The organism is Proteus sp. TJ1640 (assembly GCF_003144445.1).
Taxonomy (GTDB): Bacteria; Pseudomonadota; Gammaproteobacteria; order Enterobacterales; family Enterobacteriaceae; genus Proteus; species Proteus penneri.
The window spans coordinates 153,857-167,423 of sequence record NZ_PENY01000018.1 but is presented as its reverse complement, the minus strand read 5'-3'; the positions used below and the strand labels follow the sequence as shown (position 1 = coordinate 167,423).

Annotated in this window: 15 protein-coding genes; 9 read left to right on the top strand and 6 right to left on the bottom strand. The window is 38.4% G+C overall.

The window, feature by feature from the left end; all coding sequences use genetic code 11:
* Position 1 precedes the first annotated feature (1 nt).
* Complete coding sequence (locus DK861_RS06975) at positions 2-1,180, top strand: MFS transporter (protein WP_109399663.1); 1,179 nt, start codon at positions 2-4, stop codon at positions 1,178-1,180.
* Positions 1,181-1,273: 93 nt separating this feature from the next.
* Here the strand turns inward: DK861_RS06975 and ppa are convergent, their stop codons facing one another.
* On the bottom strand, positions 1,274-1,801 hold the full coding sequence (ppa, locus tag DK861_RS06970; protein ID WP_006535717.1) for an inorganic diphosphatase: 528 nt from the start codon (positions 1,799-1,801) through the stop codon (positions 1,274-1,276).
* 203 nt (positions 1,802-2,004) lie between these two features.
* Positions 2,005-3,012, bottom strand: coding sequence for a class 1 fructose-bisphosphatase (gene fbp / locus DK861_RS06965; RefSeq protein WP_006535716.1), 1,008 nt, complete (start codon positions 3,010-3,012; stop codon positions 2,005-2,007).
* Positions 3,013-3,176: 164 nt separating this feature from the next.
* Between fbp and mpl the strand changes: the two genes are divergently transcribed.
* A complete protein-coding gene (mpl, locus tag DK861_RS06960) occupies positions 3,177-4,556 on the top strand; it encodes a UDP-N-acetylmuramate:L-alanyl-gamma-D-glutamyl-meso-diaminopimelate ligase (protein ID WP_109399662.1) in 1,380 nt (459 codons plus the stop codon).
* A gap of 57 nt (positions 4,557-4,613) precedes the next feature.
* Here the strand turns inward: mpl and argR are convergent, their stop codons facing one another.
* Positions 4,614-5,084: a transcriptional regulator ArgR gene (gene argR, locus DK861_RS06955; RefSeq protein WP_006535714.1), complete on the bottom strand. Its 471-nt coding sequence runs from the start codon at positions 5,082-5,084 to the stop codon at positions 4,614-4,616.
* A 447-nt stretch (positions 5,085-5,531) separates the two neighbouring features.
* Here argR and mdh point away from each other — a divergent pair, with 447 nt between their 5' ends.
* Positions 5,532-6,470 (top strand): malate dehydrogenase, encoded by a 939-nt coding sequence (gene mdh / locus DK861_RS06950; RefSeq protein WP_072064560.1) that lies wholly within the window; start codon positions 5,532-5,534, stop codon positions 6,468-6,470.
* 103 nt (positions 6,471-6,573) lie between these two features.
* On the opposite strand, the gene DK861_RS06945 is transcribed toward mdh, so the two are convergent.
* A complete protein-coding gene (locus DK861_RS06945) occupies positions 6,574-6,840 on the bottom strand; it encodes a helix-turn-helix transcriptional regulator (RefSeq protein ID WP_006535711.1) in 267 nt (88 codons plus the stop codon).
* Positions 6,841-7,026: 186 nt separating this feature from the next.
* On the opposite strand from DK861_RS06945, the gene DK861_RS06940 reads away from it, so the two are divergent.
* Both DK861_RS06940 and DK861_RS06935 read left to right on the top strand, forming a co-directional pair.
* The gene (locus tag DK861_RS06940; protein ID WP_109399661.1) at positions 7,027-7,377 is read left to right on the top strand and encodes a DNA-binding protein; all 351 of its coding nucleotides are present in this window, start codon (positions 7,027-7,029) and stop codon (positions 7,375-7,377) included.
* Between the two features lie 82 nt (positions 7,378-7,459).
* A complete protein-coding gene (locus DK861_RS06935) occupies positions 7,460-7,876 on the top strand; it encodes a DNA-binding protein (RefSeq protein WP_006535709.1) in 417 nt (138 codons plus the stop codon).
* Positions 7,877-7,913: 37 nt separating this feature from the next.
* On the opposite strand, the gene ispB is transcribed toward DK861_RS06935, so the two are convergent.
* Entirely contained in the window at positions 7,914-8,885 is a 972-nt protein-coding gene (gene ispB, locus DK861_RS06930; protein ID WP_006535708.1) for an octaprenyl diphosphate synthase, read from the bottom strand.
* A 263-nt stretch (positions 8,886-9,148) separates the two neighbouring features.
* Between ispB and rplU the strand changes: the two genes are divergently transcribed.
* The 3 genes from rplU (at position 9,149) to cgtA (ending at position 11,037) form a co-directional block, all read left to right on the top strand.
* Positions 9,149-9,457, top strand: a complete 309-nt coding sequence (gene rplU / locus DK861_RS06925) for a 50S ribosomal protein L21 (RefSeq protein WP_006535707.1) — start codon at positions 9,149-9,151, stop codon at positions 9,455-9,457.
* A gap of 19 nt (positions 9,458-9,476) precedes the next feature.
* Positions 9,477-9,734, top strand: a complete 258-nt coding sequence (rpmA, locus tag DK861_RS06920) for a 50S ribosomal protein L27 (protein ID WP_006535706.1) — start codon at positions 9,477-9,479, stop codon at positions 9,732-9,734.
* 130 nt (positions 9,735-9,864) lie between these two features.
* Positions 9,865-11,037: an Obg family GTPase CgtA gene (gene cgtA, locus DK861_RS06915; RefSeq protein WP_109399660.1), complete on the top strand. Its 1,173-nt coding sequence runs from the start codon at positions 9,865-9,867 to the stop codon at positions 11,035-11,037.
* Positions 11,038-11,118: 81 nt separating this feature from the next.
* On the opposite strand, the gene dacB is transcribed toward cgtA, so the two are convergent.
* On the bottom strand, positions 11,119-12,561 hold the full coding sequence (dacB, locus tag DK861_RS06910; protein ID WP_109399659.1) for a serine-type D-Ala-D-Ala carboxypeptidase: 1,443 nt from the start codon (positions 12,559-12,561) through the stop codon (positions 11,119-11,121).
* Positions 12,562-12,969: 408 nt separating this feature from the next.
* Here dacB and greA point away from each other — a divergent pair, with 408 nt between their 5' ends.
* The gene (greA, locus tag DK861_RS06905) at positions 12,970-13,446 is read left to right on the top strand and encodes a transcription elongation factor GreA (protein WP_006535701.1); all 477 of its coding nucleotides are present in this window, start codon (positions 12,970-12,972) and stop codon (positions 13,444-13,446) included.
* The last annotated feature ends 121 nt before the right edge of the window (positions 13,447-13,567 follow it).

Genomic DNA, 13,567 nt, shown 5'->3' with positions numbered 1-13,567 from the left:
TATGCGTGTTGTCTTTTTTTATATGCTTTTTCTGGTGTTAAGTGCTGATGGTTTAATGTTTTTTTTAACACCTGTTATTGTTTATCAATTAACAACAAGTATTGAGTATACAGGATTGACATACGCCTTATGGTGGTTACCACGCATTTTTTTAATACCACTTATTGGTCAATATATTGATGCCTTAGGTGTTCGCCCTATTTCTATTATTTCCGATAGTAGTAAAATTATTGGTTGTTTATTTTTATTAACTTCAGGTTTTTCCTCTGATTTAGTTATTGCAATTAGTTTTGGATTAGTAGGAAGCTTAATTTCTATTGGTAATTCACAGACACTGATTTCATATGAAAAAATTATTGCATTAATGAGCCACCATAAAGAACATCATATTAATATAATGTCTAGAATGGATTTTTTTGGTATGATCATCGGTCCATTAATTGGTATGTTATTTATTGATTATGGTTACCATTATTTACTTATTATTCCTTGTCTATTCTATTTCATTAATGCAGTGTTTTTTTTATTCTTTTATCTAGAGCCAAAAGAGAACCAATCCACCACTCAATTAAATAGCCTAACAAAGGCATTACGAGTGACTAAAAGAATGGTGATTATTTTCATGTCTCCTATTTTGATTTTTTCTATTTTTATTGCTATCGGCAATAATATGTTTGACGGATTAATTGAGTCGAGTGGTATGGCATTAATCGATCAATCGATGAACTTACCCATTAAATACTATGGCTTTATTGATATATCTGCGGGGATCTGTGGTGTAATAGGTACCTATTTATATGGTTATTTAACCCACTATTTAAATCGAAAATTATTAATGTCTCTATCGATTTTCATCATCACAATAAGTTCTTCTTTACTAGTTATTTTTCAAAAAGATATCACTATTTTTATTATATTTTATGCCTTATCCATTATCGGTAAGGTTTTTTCAGGGAATATCTTACGGATGTTAAGAATAGAAATTATTCCTGTAACACAATTAGCCAGTATTTCCTCACTAATTATTTTATTTAACCAATTGATATTGCCTATTATTGGGGGGGTACTCTTTTTCTCCACAGGGAATGTTTCGACAGTCTATACATTGATGATAATCGCCATGGCGATCACCTTGATGAGTGGCATAATGCTTATTATGCGGTTAAATAATCAAAATTGATATTCATAAAATAAGCCCACATTTATTGATGTGGGCTTATTTTTGTTAAGCAATCAACAGATTGTTTATCAAGCTAATTCTTATTATACAGATTTATTTTTTAGCGCGTTCGAAAGAAGACAGAATTTCAGCTTTAGCTGCTTCTACGCCTTCCCAACCGTCAACCTTAACCCATTTGCCAGTTTCTAAATCTTTATAGTGCTCAAAGAAATGTTTGATCTGTGCTTTTAACAGTTCAGGCAAATCGTTCACATCTTTAATGTGATCGTATTCTTTGCTCAGTTTTGTGTGTGGAACTGCAACCAGTTTCGCATCTTCACCTGATTCGTCAGTCATTTTCAGTACGCCAACAGGACGGCAACGAATAACTGAACCTGGTTGTAATGGATATGGAGTTGGAACCAGAACGTCTACTGGATCACCATCTAAAGATAACGTGTTGTTAATGTAACCGTAGTTGCATGGGTAGAACATTGCAGTTGACATAAAACGGTCAACAAACAGTGCGCCACTTTCTTTATCCACTTCGTATTTGATAGGATCAGCGTTTGCTGGAATTTCAATAACAACATAGATATCTTCTGGTAGTTCTTTACCAGCAGGAACATGATTCAGGCTCATAAAAAATTTCCTATAAAAAATAATTTTACGTGGCCTGTAGTATAGCGAAAAGTTTTTAACAATACCCGTTTTTTGCCAAACCTGTTGCGTTATGATGCAAAAATGAGCAGTAAATAAAAAGAGACTCTATTTCTAAAGATGAAAAAACCGGACGAAAGAGAAGCCCGGTTTATCTATATGGCGATGGCGACTAAGCCAATGAATTATTCTTCGTCAGGATATTGCGCCATAAAGCTTTCAGCTTGTTCAACCATCGATTTAGTCCCAACAAAGAAAGGCATACGTTGGTGAAGTTCTTTGGGTTCGATATCAAGAATACGTTCTTTACCGTTACTTGCTTTACCGCCAGCCTGTTCAGCTAAGAACGCCATTGGATTGCATTCATACAGCAAACGTAATTTACCAGTAGGGTGGCTTGCCGTACTTGGGTAAATATAAATCCCCCCTTTCAGTAAGTTGCGATGAAAATCAGCAACTAAAGAACCAATATAACGTGTGGTATAAGGGCGATTTGTTGCAGCATCTTGTTCTTGGCAATATTTAATGTATTTTTTTACACCTAATGGGAATTTGATGTAATTACCTTCGTTGATTGAGTACATATTTCCTGTTGGTGGAAATTGTACACTTTCATGAGATAAACAGAATACACCTAAAGAAGGATCATAAGTAAAGGCATGAACACCACAACCTGTTGTATAAACTAACATGGTTGATGAGCCATAAACGACATAGCCAGCAGCTACTTGACGATGACCTGGTTGTAAGAAGTCATCTAAGGTTACTGATTGGCCAATAGGTGTAATACGGTGGTAAATAGAGAAAATAGTACCGACGGAAACGTTTACATCAATATTCGAAGAACCATCTAATGGATCCATTAACACGACATACTTAGCATTTTCAGCACGATCACCTTCAAAGATAACAATATCATCTTCTTCTTCTGATCCGATACCCGCAACTTCACCACGTGCTTTTAATGCAGCCTTGAGTTTCTCATTCGCGTAAAGATCCAGTTTCATCTGGGCTTCACCTTGAACATTAGAAACACCGTTAGTACCAAGAATATCGACTAACCCTGCTTTGTTGATATCACGGTGAATAATTTTAGCCCCAAGCTTAATTGCTGAAAGTAATGCCGTAAGTTCACCAGTTGCATGGGGAAAATCTTGTTGTTTCTCGACGATAAATTCGCCTAATGTTTTCATGACGCAGGTCCTGAATGTGAGTGGGTAAAGTAAAAAAGGAGGAAAAACTCCTTGGTGGTGGCAAGTTTAGCCAAAGAATTGGATGATTCAAAGGTTAATCCGTTTCTTATCTGCTTTTTGATCGTTAGAATAGTGACCAACTTCATGCTATTGGACAGAAATTCATGCACATTCATATTCTTGGTATTTGTGGCACCTTTATGGGAAGTCTTGCCATTTTAGCTCGAGCGAAGGGACATAAAGTTACAGGCTCTGATGCTAATGTCTATCCACCCATGAGTACTTTATTAGAAAATCAGGGAATTGAATTGATTGAGGGGTATGACCCTAAACAATTAGAACCTGCTCCTGACATGGTGATTATAGGTAATGCGATGACACGAGGAAATCCTTGTGTTGAAGCTGTACTTGAAAAAGGCCTGCCTTATACTTCAGGCCCTCAATGGCTACATGATTATATTTTACCTGAACGTTGGGTATTAGCGGTTGCAGGAACTCATGGTAAAACTACAACAGCAGGTATGTTGGCTTGGGTTTTAGAAGATTGTGGTTATAAACCTGGTTTTTTAATTGGTGGCGTACCGGGTAATTTCCAAGTGTCAGCACAGTTAGGCGAAAGCCCCTTCTTTGTGATTGAAGCAGATGAGTATGACAGTGCTTTCTTTGATAAACGCTCTAAATTTGTTCATTATTCTCCACGCACGCTGATTTTAAATAACCTTGAGTTCGATCACGCCGATATTTTTGATGATTTAGCTGCAATTCAAAAACAATTCCATCATTTAGTTCGTATCGTCCCTGGCTCAGGGAAAATCATCATGCCTGACAATGATATGAATTTAAAACAGACTATTGGCATGGGATGTTGGAGTGAACAAGAGTTCACGGGAGAAACTGGGGATTGGCAAGCCAAAAAACTCAGTAATGACAGTAGTCATTTTGAAGTATTTCACAAAGATGAGCGAGTCGGAGAGGTGTGTTGGGGGCTTTCTGGGGAACACAACATGCAAAATGGCTTAATGGCGATTGTTGCAGCGCACTACGTTGGTGTTTTACCTGCTGATGCTTGTGAAGCATTGAATAAGTTTATTAATGCACGTCGTCGCTTAGAGCTACGTGGTGAGGTTAACCAAGTCAGTGTTTATGATGATTTTGCACATCATCCCACAGCGATTTTGGCAACACTTGAAGCGTTACGCAGTAAAGTCGGCGGAACGGCTCGTATTATTGCGGTGTTAGAGCCTCGTTCAAATACCATGAAAATGGGCATTAGCAAGGATGATATCGCTCCAGCATTAGGTCGTGCTGACGAAGTCTTTTTATTCCAGCCACCGAATATTCAATGGTTAGTGAGTGATATTGCAGAGCATTGCGTACAGCCCGCTCGTTGGAGTACCGATCTTGATACATTAGTGGATATGATTGCGAAAGAAGCACAAGCGGGCGATCATATTTTGATTATGAGTAATGGCGGCTTTGGTGGTATTCATGAAAAACTACTTGCAAAATTAGCACAGCCTAAAGATCTTGATAATCCGTATTAAAAATAAGAAGCCACTGAAAATTCAGTGGCTTACTTTTTGAAGCGGTAGAGAGACGAATTATAATTCCTGATCAAACAGATTCAGAATAGCGTCTCGTAATTCTTCTGTGGAAAATCCTGGTGCTGGTGTTGAAAAAATAGTGTCATCACCCGCAATACTGCCAAGGATCCCTTCTGCTTTACCTAATGAATCTAGTAAACGTGCAATAAGTTGTGCCGCACCCGGACTCGTTCTTATTACTACAACAGAATGGTTATGATCGATATCGAGTACCAGATTTTTTAATGGGCTACTTGCTGTTGGTACACCAAGCTCAGTAGGAAGGCAATACACCATTTCCATTTTGGCATTACGGGTTCTTACTGCACCAAATTTTGTTAGCATGCGAGAGATTTTGGACTGATTAATATTATCAAATCCAGCCTCTTGTAATGCTGTCACAATCTCGCCTTGTGAACTGAATTTTTCTTCTTTCAGCAGGGCTTTAAACGCTTTAACCAAGTCTTCTTGCTTAGAAGGAACGCGCATAGTTCACCTTTAGTGAGTTATCAATAACCTGTGTATTATGCAGAGAAGTGAATTTTTATGCAACATAAGACGAAGGAAGGTGAGTGATGGCCTCCTCAAAATTGTAAATTAGAATGTATTGCAAAAAAAATTTATTTACAGCGTGTGAATGTGATAATTTAAGTAAAGTAAAATATTTGTTAATTAAATGATAAGCTTAAATGATTATCATAAGGATGATGGTGTACTTAACACTTTATCATATTTATTGAAATTATTTATCAAAAGAGTGTCCGCTATCTCATTAACAGATAAGCAATTTGTTTAGAATAACCAAAGTATTATTTTTCACTGAAAATGCCTTATTATGCAATATTGCTGTTAAATAATTGTTTTTTTAAAGGTGAATTGCGTAATAGTGAGTATCTCGAAGGCGTTCCACTATCTCGTAAACTAAGGAGTATCAGAATGAAAGTAGCAGTTCTCGGTGCAGCAGGCGGTATTGGTCAGGCACTGGCGCTTCTTCTTAAAAATCAGCTTCCAGCTGGTAGTGAACTCTCTTTATATGATATCGCTCCCGTCACACCGGGTGTTGCAGCTGACTTAAGCCATATCCCGACTCAAGTTACTGTAAAAGGTTTTGCGGGTGAAGATCCTTCCCCTGCGCTAAAAGGCGCTGATGTTGTTCTGATTTCAGCGGGCGTTGCTCGTAAACCAGGCATGGATCGTTCAGATCTTTTCAATGTTAACGCTGGTATTGTGCGTAACCTAATTGAAAAGGTTGCAGAAAATTGCCCGAAAGCACTTATTGGTATCATTACTAACCCAGTGAATACAACCGTTGCTATCGCAGCAGAAGTGCTTAAGAAAGCAGGCGTTTACGATAAGAAACGTCTTTTCGGTATCACTACACTCGACATTATTCGCGCCAATACCTTTGTTGCAGAACTAAAAGGTAAAGATCCACAAAAAACCAACGTTCCTGTGATTGGTGGACACTCTGGTGTGACTATTCTTCCTCTACTTTCTCAAGTTGACGGCGTTTCATTTAGCGATGATGAAGTTGCAGCGTTGACTAAACGTATTCAAAACGCAGGTACTGAGGTTGTTGAAGCAAAAGCTGGTGGCGGATCTGCAACATTATCTATGGGGCAAGCAGCCGCACGTTTTGGTCTTTCATTAATTCGCGCTTTAAATGGCGAGAAAAATATTATTGAATGTACCTATACAGAAGGTGATGGAGAATATGCCCGTTTCTTTGCACAACCTATTCTTTTAGGTAAAAACGGTGTAGAGGAATATTTATCTATTGGCAAATTGAGTGATTTTGAAAAGCAATCTCTAAATGGTATGTTAGATGTATTGAAAAAAGATATAATTCTTGGTGAAGAATTTATTAATAAATAAAGAAATACTTATTTTTGCTATAAAAATAATGCAAATTTAAATAAAAACCGCTGATACTATATCAGCGGTTTTTTTTATTAATTATAATGCCTGTAATTATTAGTTAATTATTAGTTTTGATACGAATCTTTCGTTCAAGTAATTCTCCTGTTTCAGGATGGAAATAACGGCTAGGCCAAATTTCACTAGGAGCTACACCAAGATAATCTGCAATGATTTTCTCTCCTTTAGGCCAAGGTCGTGACAGTGCATTAGCGAGAGTTGAAGAGCTTAACCCAGCTTTGCGAGAGATGGCAGCAAGTGTTGTTCCTCGTTTTCTAAGTGCGGCAATAATATCGGCAGGATGCCAATCAGATTTCCTTGAAATCATTTTTAATCCTTTTTCTATAAAATTGATTGCTGTGTTAGTGGTATAAATAACAGTTTATTAGAAATGTCCTAAAGCATTTAAACTGATTATTTAGAAAATAAAATAACATTATTTTTCTAAAAAGATTTCTGATTTTTTTCTTAATAATTTCTTTTTTGAAGTTGATAACAATTTTAGAGAAACATAATGAAAAAAGAGTGGTATACGGCAAAGGAATTGACGGGTATAGGTGGATTACCTAAATCACCACAAGGTGTAAATTCAAAAGCGAGACGCGAGTCTTGGCAAAAACAGAATGTAAAAAATAAGCAAGGTAATGGTGTTGAATATCATTATTCTTGTTTACCAGAAGAAACATTAATTGCTCTAGAACTTTATGAGCCATTAGCACATTACAAACTAAATAAAAAAGAGGAGCCACTCGTTATCTGGGTGAAAGCATTCCAACAACTAAATGATGGTGAACAAAAAACATTAACAGAGCTGATATTGCGGGATGGTATTAGAAGTTTTTTAGAAAAATTCGTTAATGATTAGGTGATTTTAAAGAATCTATTATTGCGTTATCCGCAACAGATATCTATCTGACTAACCTCTTAGTTGAATGTGAGATGAGATCATGAAAAAAGAATGGTATACAGCGAAAGAATTAGTGGGGCTTGCGGGGTTACCTAACTCCCCGCAGGGAGTTAACTTGATGGCGCGTCGTGAAGGATGGGAAAACCGTCGTAAACGTGGCGTGCAGGGTAAAGCTGTCGAGTATTCCGTAAAAAGTCTGCCTGATGAGGTGATTAGTGTGCTCGCTGCACATGAACCTCCAGCAGAGTATTTATCTAAACGTCAGGATGCCTTTTTGATTTGGGTTGAAGCCTATTATCAATTGACTAAATCAGAACGAGAAAAGATTGTGAAATTCGTACTGCGCGAAGGGCTAGCAAAGCTTATTAGCTATATTGATGCGGATAATCAAGATGCTATCGAACGAGAAAACGAAGAAGTTCTCAATAAATTAAAAAGCCCACCAGAATCGATGTAGTCGCTCTAGCGGGCTTTTTTACATTATTACATTAATGTTATGATTGACGTTGCACAGCGACGTGAGCAAGCCCAATAAGTGCATCTTTATACGGTGAGTTAGGTATAATTGATAAAGCTTCAATCGCTTTGTCTGCTTCTTCTTCTGCTTTTTGACGGGTATATTCCAAAGAGCCACACTGTTTCATAGTATTTAAAACAGTATCCAATAAATGACGGCCATTACCTTGCTCAATGGCTTGACGAATTAATTTGGATTCTTCTTCATTGCCATTATGCATAGCATGAAGTAATGGCAACGTTGGTTTACCTTCATCGAGATCATCACCAGTGTTTTTACCCAACTGGTTGTTATCTGCATCATAATCAAGCAAATCGTCAATGAGCTGAAAAGCAGTCCCAAGATAACGACCATAATCTTGGAATGCTTTTTCTTGCTCAGGCGTTGCACCCGAAAGGATTGCTGATGCATGAGAAGCGGCTTCAAAAAGACGAGCTGTTTTGCTGTAGATAACTTGCATATAGTCATCTTCAGAAATGTCAGGATCGTTACAATTCATTAGCTGTAAAACTTCACCTTCAGCGATCACATTGGTGGCGCTAGACATTAATTTTAGTACACGCATCGAATCAAGATCCGTCATCATTTGAAAGGATCGTGTATAAATAAAGTCGCCAACAAGTACACTAGCAGCATTGCCAAAGACAGCATTTGCCGTTTGTTTTCCTCTGCGCATATCAGATTCATCAACAACATCATCATGTAACAATGTTGCAGTATGAATAAATTCGATCAGCGCGGCGACCGAGATATGTTTGTCACCTTGATAGTCCAATGCTCGTCCAGTGAGCACTGCGATCATTGGTCGGATCCTTTTACCACCACCACTAATGATGTAGTAACCAAGTTGGTTTATCAAAGAAACATCTGAATTAAGCTGGTAAAGGATTGCCTCATTTACCGCAGTCATATCAGCGGATGTTAGTTTTATAATAGATTCTAAATTCATGTTTTTTCGACTTTGGCTCGCCAATGAGCGCGTTATTATTAATAAAAAATGATCATGCCATAGATTTTACTCTCTTATAATTTAGATTGTACTTTAAAAATGGCTGAAATAAATATCGTGTAAAAAACTCTTTTTTTTAACGCTAGTTTGCGATCTGTACTTGTCATCGGCACTAAATTTGCGTAGAATTCGCGCCCTATGTGAATATTTTAATTGTGCACTCAAATTATACATATTGGGAGTGTGCGGAAAGCGGAGTTTATATGTACGCGGTTTTCCAAAGTGGTGGTAAACAACACCGAGTCAGCGAAGGTCAAACTATTCGTTTAGAGAAGCTGGAAGTAGCTACTGGCGAAACAATCGAGTTTGATACTGTAATGATGGTCGCTAATGGCGACGACATTCAAATTGGCGCTCCAATCCTTGCGGGCGTTAAAGTTAAAGCGGAAGTGGTTGCTCACGGTCGCGGCGATAAAGTTAAGATTGTTAAGTTCCGTCGTCGTAAACACAGCCGTAAACAACAGGGCCACCGTCAGTGGTTTACTGATGTTAAAATCACTGGTATCGCTTAAGGTTTAGGAGAGTAGTTCAATGGCACATAAAAAGGCTGGCGGCTCGACTCGTAACGGTCGTGATTCCGAAGCAAAACGTCTGGGTGTTAAACGTTTCGGTGGTGAAGCTGTATTAGCAGGTAGCATCATCGTTCGTCAACGTGGTACTAAGTTCCATGCAGGTACTAACGTTGGTTGTGGTCGTGACCACACCCTGTTTGCATTAGCTGACGGAAAAATTAAGTTCGAAGTTAAAGGTCCAAACAACCGTAAATTTATCAGCATCGAAGCTGAATAATTACTGGTCCTTTAAGCACCGAGTCAAAAGCCCTGCAAATCTGTTGCGGGGCTTTTTATATTTAAAAAAGGCCATCTCTGGGTAATTTCGGCCATCCAGCACGTTAATGGCTACTATACGGAGTAAAATCATGAAATTTGTTGATGAGGCCAAGATCCTAATCGTCGCGGGCGATGGTGGTAACGGCTGTGTGAGCTTTCGTCGCGAAAAATATATCCCTAATGGGGGACCAGACGGTGGTGATGGTGGTGATGGTGGTGATGTCTACATGATTGCAGACGAAAACCTCAACACCTTAATTGATTACCGTTTTACAAAATCTTATCGCGCAGAACGTGGTGAAAATGGTCACAGTCGTGACTGCACCGGTAAGCGTGGTCAAGACATTACAATTAGTGTTCCTGTTGGAACACGCGTCCGTGATTTAGCTACCAATGAAATTATTGCTGACTTGACTGTCCATGGTCAAAAGCAAATGGTTGCTAAAGGTGGCTTTCATGGTTTAGGTAATACTCGCTTTAAATCTTCGGTTAACCGTGCTCCACGCCAACGTACTATGGGTACTCCGGGTGAATCTCGAGAAGTTCTCTTAGAGCTAATGTTATTAGCCGATGTAGGTATGTTAGGTATGCCGAATGCGGGTAAATCCACATTTATTCGTGCAGTATCAGCAGCAAAGCCTAAAGTTGCTGATTATCCATTTACAACGTTAGTACCAAGCCTAGGTGTGGTGCGTATGGATAATCACCAAAGCTTTGTGGTTGCAGATATTCCCGGATTAATCGAAGGCGCTGCTGATGGCGCAGGTCTTGGGATCCAATTCTTAAAGCACTTAGAACGCTGCCGTGTGTTATTACACTTGATCGATATTGATCCTATTGATGGATCAGATCCTGTGGAGAATGCAAAAATTATTGTCTCTGAACTAGAGAAATACAGCGAAAAATTAGCACAGAAGCCACGTTGGTTAGTGTTCAATAAAGTCGATCTTCTTGATGCTGAAGAAGCAAAAGAGAAGGCAAAAGCAATTGTTGAAGCACTGGGTTGGGATGAAAACTATTATATGATAGCAGCCATCAACCAAGAAGGTGTAAAAAAACTTTGCTGGAATATCATGGAATTCCTGAATGTTACTCCGCGTGAGCAAGATGTTGTTGCAACAAATGCAGAGTCAGGAAAAGTTGACTTTATGTGGGATGATTATCACAAAGAACAGCTTGAAAACCCTGATTTCGAAGAAGATGATGACGATGATTGGGATGAAGAAGACGATGATGGTATTGAATTTATCTACCAACGTTAATGATCATTCTGGTTGTGATTAAAATAAAAAACGCCTGATTAATTAGGCGTTTTTTATATCTGTTACTTATCTTGTGTAAGTCTAGCGGTTATTGTACATATCTTTATACAGATTCGTTTCAAAACGCACTAAATAAGCGCGTCCAGCATTACGATTCTTTGTGGGAGGTGAATACGCTGAAACGTACTGTACAAACGCAACTTTCTGCCCATTTGCCGTGGTCATAAAGCCTGCAAGATTGTAAACCCCTTTTAATGAACCGGTTTTGGCGGAAACTTTGCCATCAACACCCGCTTCATGAAAACCGCCTCGATATTGTAATGTACCGTCATGCCCTGAAAGGGGAAGCATCGTGATAAAGTTTAAATCACTCTCATGCTGTCCAATATATTGAAGGACTTGCATCATGGTTGCAGGTGAAATGAGGTTATGGCGAGAAAGACCAGAGCCATCAACCATAACGGTATTTCCTAAATCAATTCCGGCTTTTTGTTTTAAAATAGCACGGGTTGCCTCTGCTCCAGATCGCCAAGTCCCTGCAACACCATAATACTCACGACCAATGGTTCTAAAAACGGTGTCTGCAATCATATTGTCAGACTCTTTTAGCATGGTAGTCAGTAAGTTATGTAACGGTTTTGATTGCGTCTGTGCGAGTACAGTAACAGGTGCTTTTAGTTGAGATCGACGTTTGATATAGCCATCAAGTTCAATATTGGCACGCTGTAACTCTTCTTTTAAAATTGTACCGGCCCAATGAGCTCCATCTTGAATAGAAAACATTAAAGGTACAGCATCGTCACGTTTAGGAATACAACCTGTGATGACATAAGTATTTAAGTCTCGAACAGTGACGTCTAATTCACAAAAACGGGTATGAGTTGATCCTTTTTCATAAGTTTCAACTTCACTTAAAACGGTTACAGGATAGAACGAAGCTTTACGTATTGTGGCAATATCACCTTCTTTGTTACCACTTTGCAATAAAACGGAAAAGCAGTTTTTATCAACAATCGCGGCACTAGGGGGGGCACTAAAGCATTGAGTCAGATCATTCCAAACCCAACCTGGTGCTTTATCGTGGCTTGAAAAAGCAGAAGTATCAATAAGCAAATCACCCTGTACTTTTGTCACGCCGGATTGCTTTAATACGGCAACCATTGCTCTTAATTGCTGGCGACTTAATGTAGGATCGCCTGTAAAACGAAAGATCAAATCACCATTAAGCTGACTGCCCTTTATTTTACCTTCTGTTTCCATTGTTGTGGTGAATTGATAATCTCCCCCTAATTGAAGTAATGCAGCAAGTGCGGTCACTACTTTCTGAGTACTTGCAGGAAGTGCTAATTGATCGGCATGATAATTAAGATTAGGAGAAGCAGCGCCAACGGGTTGAGTTATTAAACCCACTTGTGTTCCTTCAGGAAGAAGGGATATATAGTTTTCAACAGGTATCGCTTGGGTTGAAAAACTGATGATACTTAATGTGTAAAGTATCCGTCGAAATGTTGATAGTAAGCGCATAATTTCTCTATCTGTGACTATAACGTGTAACGTTACAGTATTGATTGCCAGAGGCTAATACTAAAGGGCAATGAGGGCAAAAGTAAACGGTAACAAGCAGGATTAGCCCATTATCGGAAAAAGTCTGTTTATCTCTTCATAAAGAGAGATAAGGCGTGAAGCAATGCTTTTGTTGTGTTAGATTTAGTTTTAAGTATGGGTGGTTTAGTTTACGTCCCAATAGCATGAGTTGGGAATATATTAGCGCCCCTCATTCACCGAATATACGTAGAGACAGGCCCAATTTAAGGTTGCCTGTGTCTTTTTTTGTCTTGAGAAGAGTAAATAGATCCTTTTCTCTGTGTTGTTAGTATAAAAAATCAGGATGATACCTATTTTTTATTAGGAATAGTATTGAGGTATTAACACATGAATCAGATCCCTATGACAGTTCTAGGTGCAGAAAAATTACGCGAAGAGCTGGAATATTTAAAAAATGTTCGTCGTCCCGAGATTATTGCAGCTATTGCAGAAGCTCGTGAACATGGAGACTTAAAAGAAAACGCGGAATATCATGCTGCAAGAGAGCAACAAGGTTTCTGTGAAGGTCGTATACAAGAAATTGAAGCAAAATTATCAAATGCTCAAGTTATTGATATTACTAAGATGAATAACAATGGCCGTATTATTTTCGGTTCAACAGTTACACTGTTAAATGTTGAAAATGAAGAAGAGCAAACTTACCGCATTGTTGGTGATGATGAAGCTAACATTAAAGAAAACTTAATTTCTGTTAATTCACCGATTGCGCGTGGCTTGATTGGAAAAGAGTTAGATGATGTCGTTGTTATTACTACACCTGGTGGACAAGTCGAGTATGAAGTTTTAAACGTAGAATATATTTAATTTATAATTTTACGTTTCTATAGAAAACTAGAGTGCTATCCTGTGGTAATATAAAAAAGGCCTTAAAAGGCCTTTTTTGCCATAGAGTTAGTTATGGCATTTTTATATAAAGATACAAGTT

What these genes read in the sequence shown, in the direction of transcription:
- DK861_RS06975 (WP_109399663.1), top strand. Translation starts at nt 2, where the DNA reads ATGCGTGTTGTCTTTTTTTATATGCTTTTTCTGGTGTTAAGTGCTGAT.
- ppa (WP_006535717.1), bottom strand. Translation starts at nt 1,801, where the DNA reads ATGAGCCTGAATCATGTTCCTGCTGGTAAAGAACTACCAGAAGATATC.
- fbp (WP_006535716.1), bottom strand. Translation starts at nt 3,012, where the DNA reads ATGAAAACATTAGGCGAATTTATCGTCGAGAAACAACAAGATTTTCCC.
- mpl (WP_109399662.1), top strand. Translation starts at nt 3,177, where the DNA reads ATGCACATTCATATTCTTGGTATTTGTGGCACCTTTATGGGAAGTCTT.
- argR (WP_006535714.1), bottom strand. Translation starts at nt 5,084, where the DNA reads ATGCGCGTTCCTTCTAAGCAAGAAGACTTGGTTAAAGCGTTTAAAGCC.
- mdh (WP_072064560.1), top strand. Translation starts at nt 5,532, where the DNA reads ATGAAAGTAGCAGTTCTCGGTGCAGCAGGCGGTATTGGTCAGGCACTG.
- DK861_RS06945 (WP_006535711.1), bottom strand. Translation starts at nt 6,840, where the DNA reads ATGATTTCAAGGAAATCTGATTGGCATCCTGCCGATATTATTGCCGCA.
- DK861_RS06940 (WP_109399661.1), top strand. Translation starts at nt 7,027, where the DNA reads ATGAAAAAAGAGTGGTATACGGCAAAGGAATTGACGGGTATAGGTGGA.
- DK861_RS06935 (WP_006535709.1), top strand. Translation starts at nt 7,460, where the DNA reads ATGAAAAAAGAATGGTATACAGCGAAAGAATTAGTGGGGCTTGCGGGG.
- ispB (WP_006535708.1), bottom strand. Translation starts at nt 8,885, where the DNA reads ATGAATTTAGAATCTATTATAAAACTAACATCCGCTGATATGACTGCG.
- rplU (WP_006535707.1), top strand. Translation starts at nt 9,149, where the DNA reads ATGTACGCGGTTTTCCAAAGTGGTGGTAAACAACACCGAGTCAGCGAA.
- rpmA (WP_006535706.1), top strand. Translation starts at nt 9,477, where the DNA reads ATGGCACATAAAAAGGCTGGCGGCTCGACTCGTAACGGTCGTGATTCC.
- cgtA (WP_109399660.1), top strand. Translation starts at nt 9,865, where the DNA reads ATGAAATTTGTTGATGAGGCCAAGATCCTAATCGTCGCGGGCGATGGT.
- dacB (WP_109399659.1), bottom strand. Translation starts at nt 12,561, where the DNA reads ATGCGCTTACTATCAACATTTCGACGGATACTTTACACATTAAGTATC.
- greA (WP_006535701.1), top strand. Translation starts at nt 12,970, where the DNA reads ATGAATCAGATCCCTATGACAGTTCTAGGTGCAGAAAAATTACGCGAA.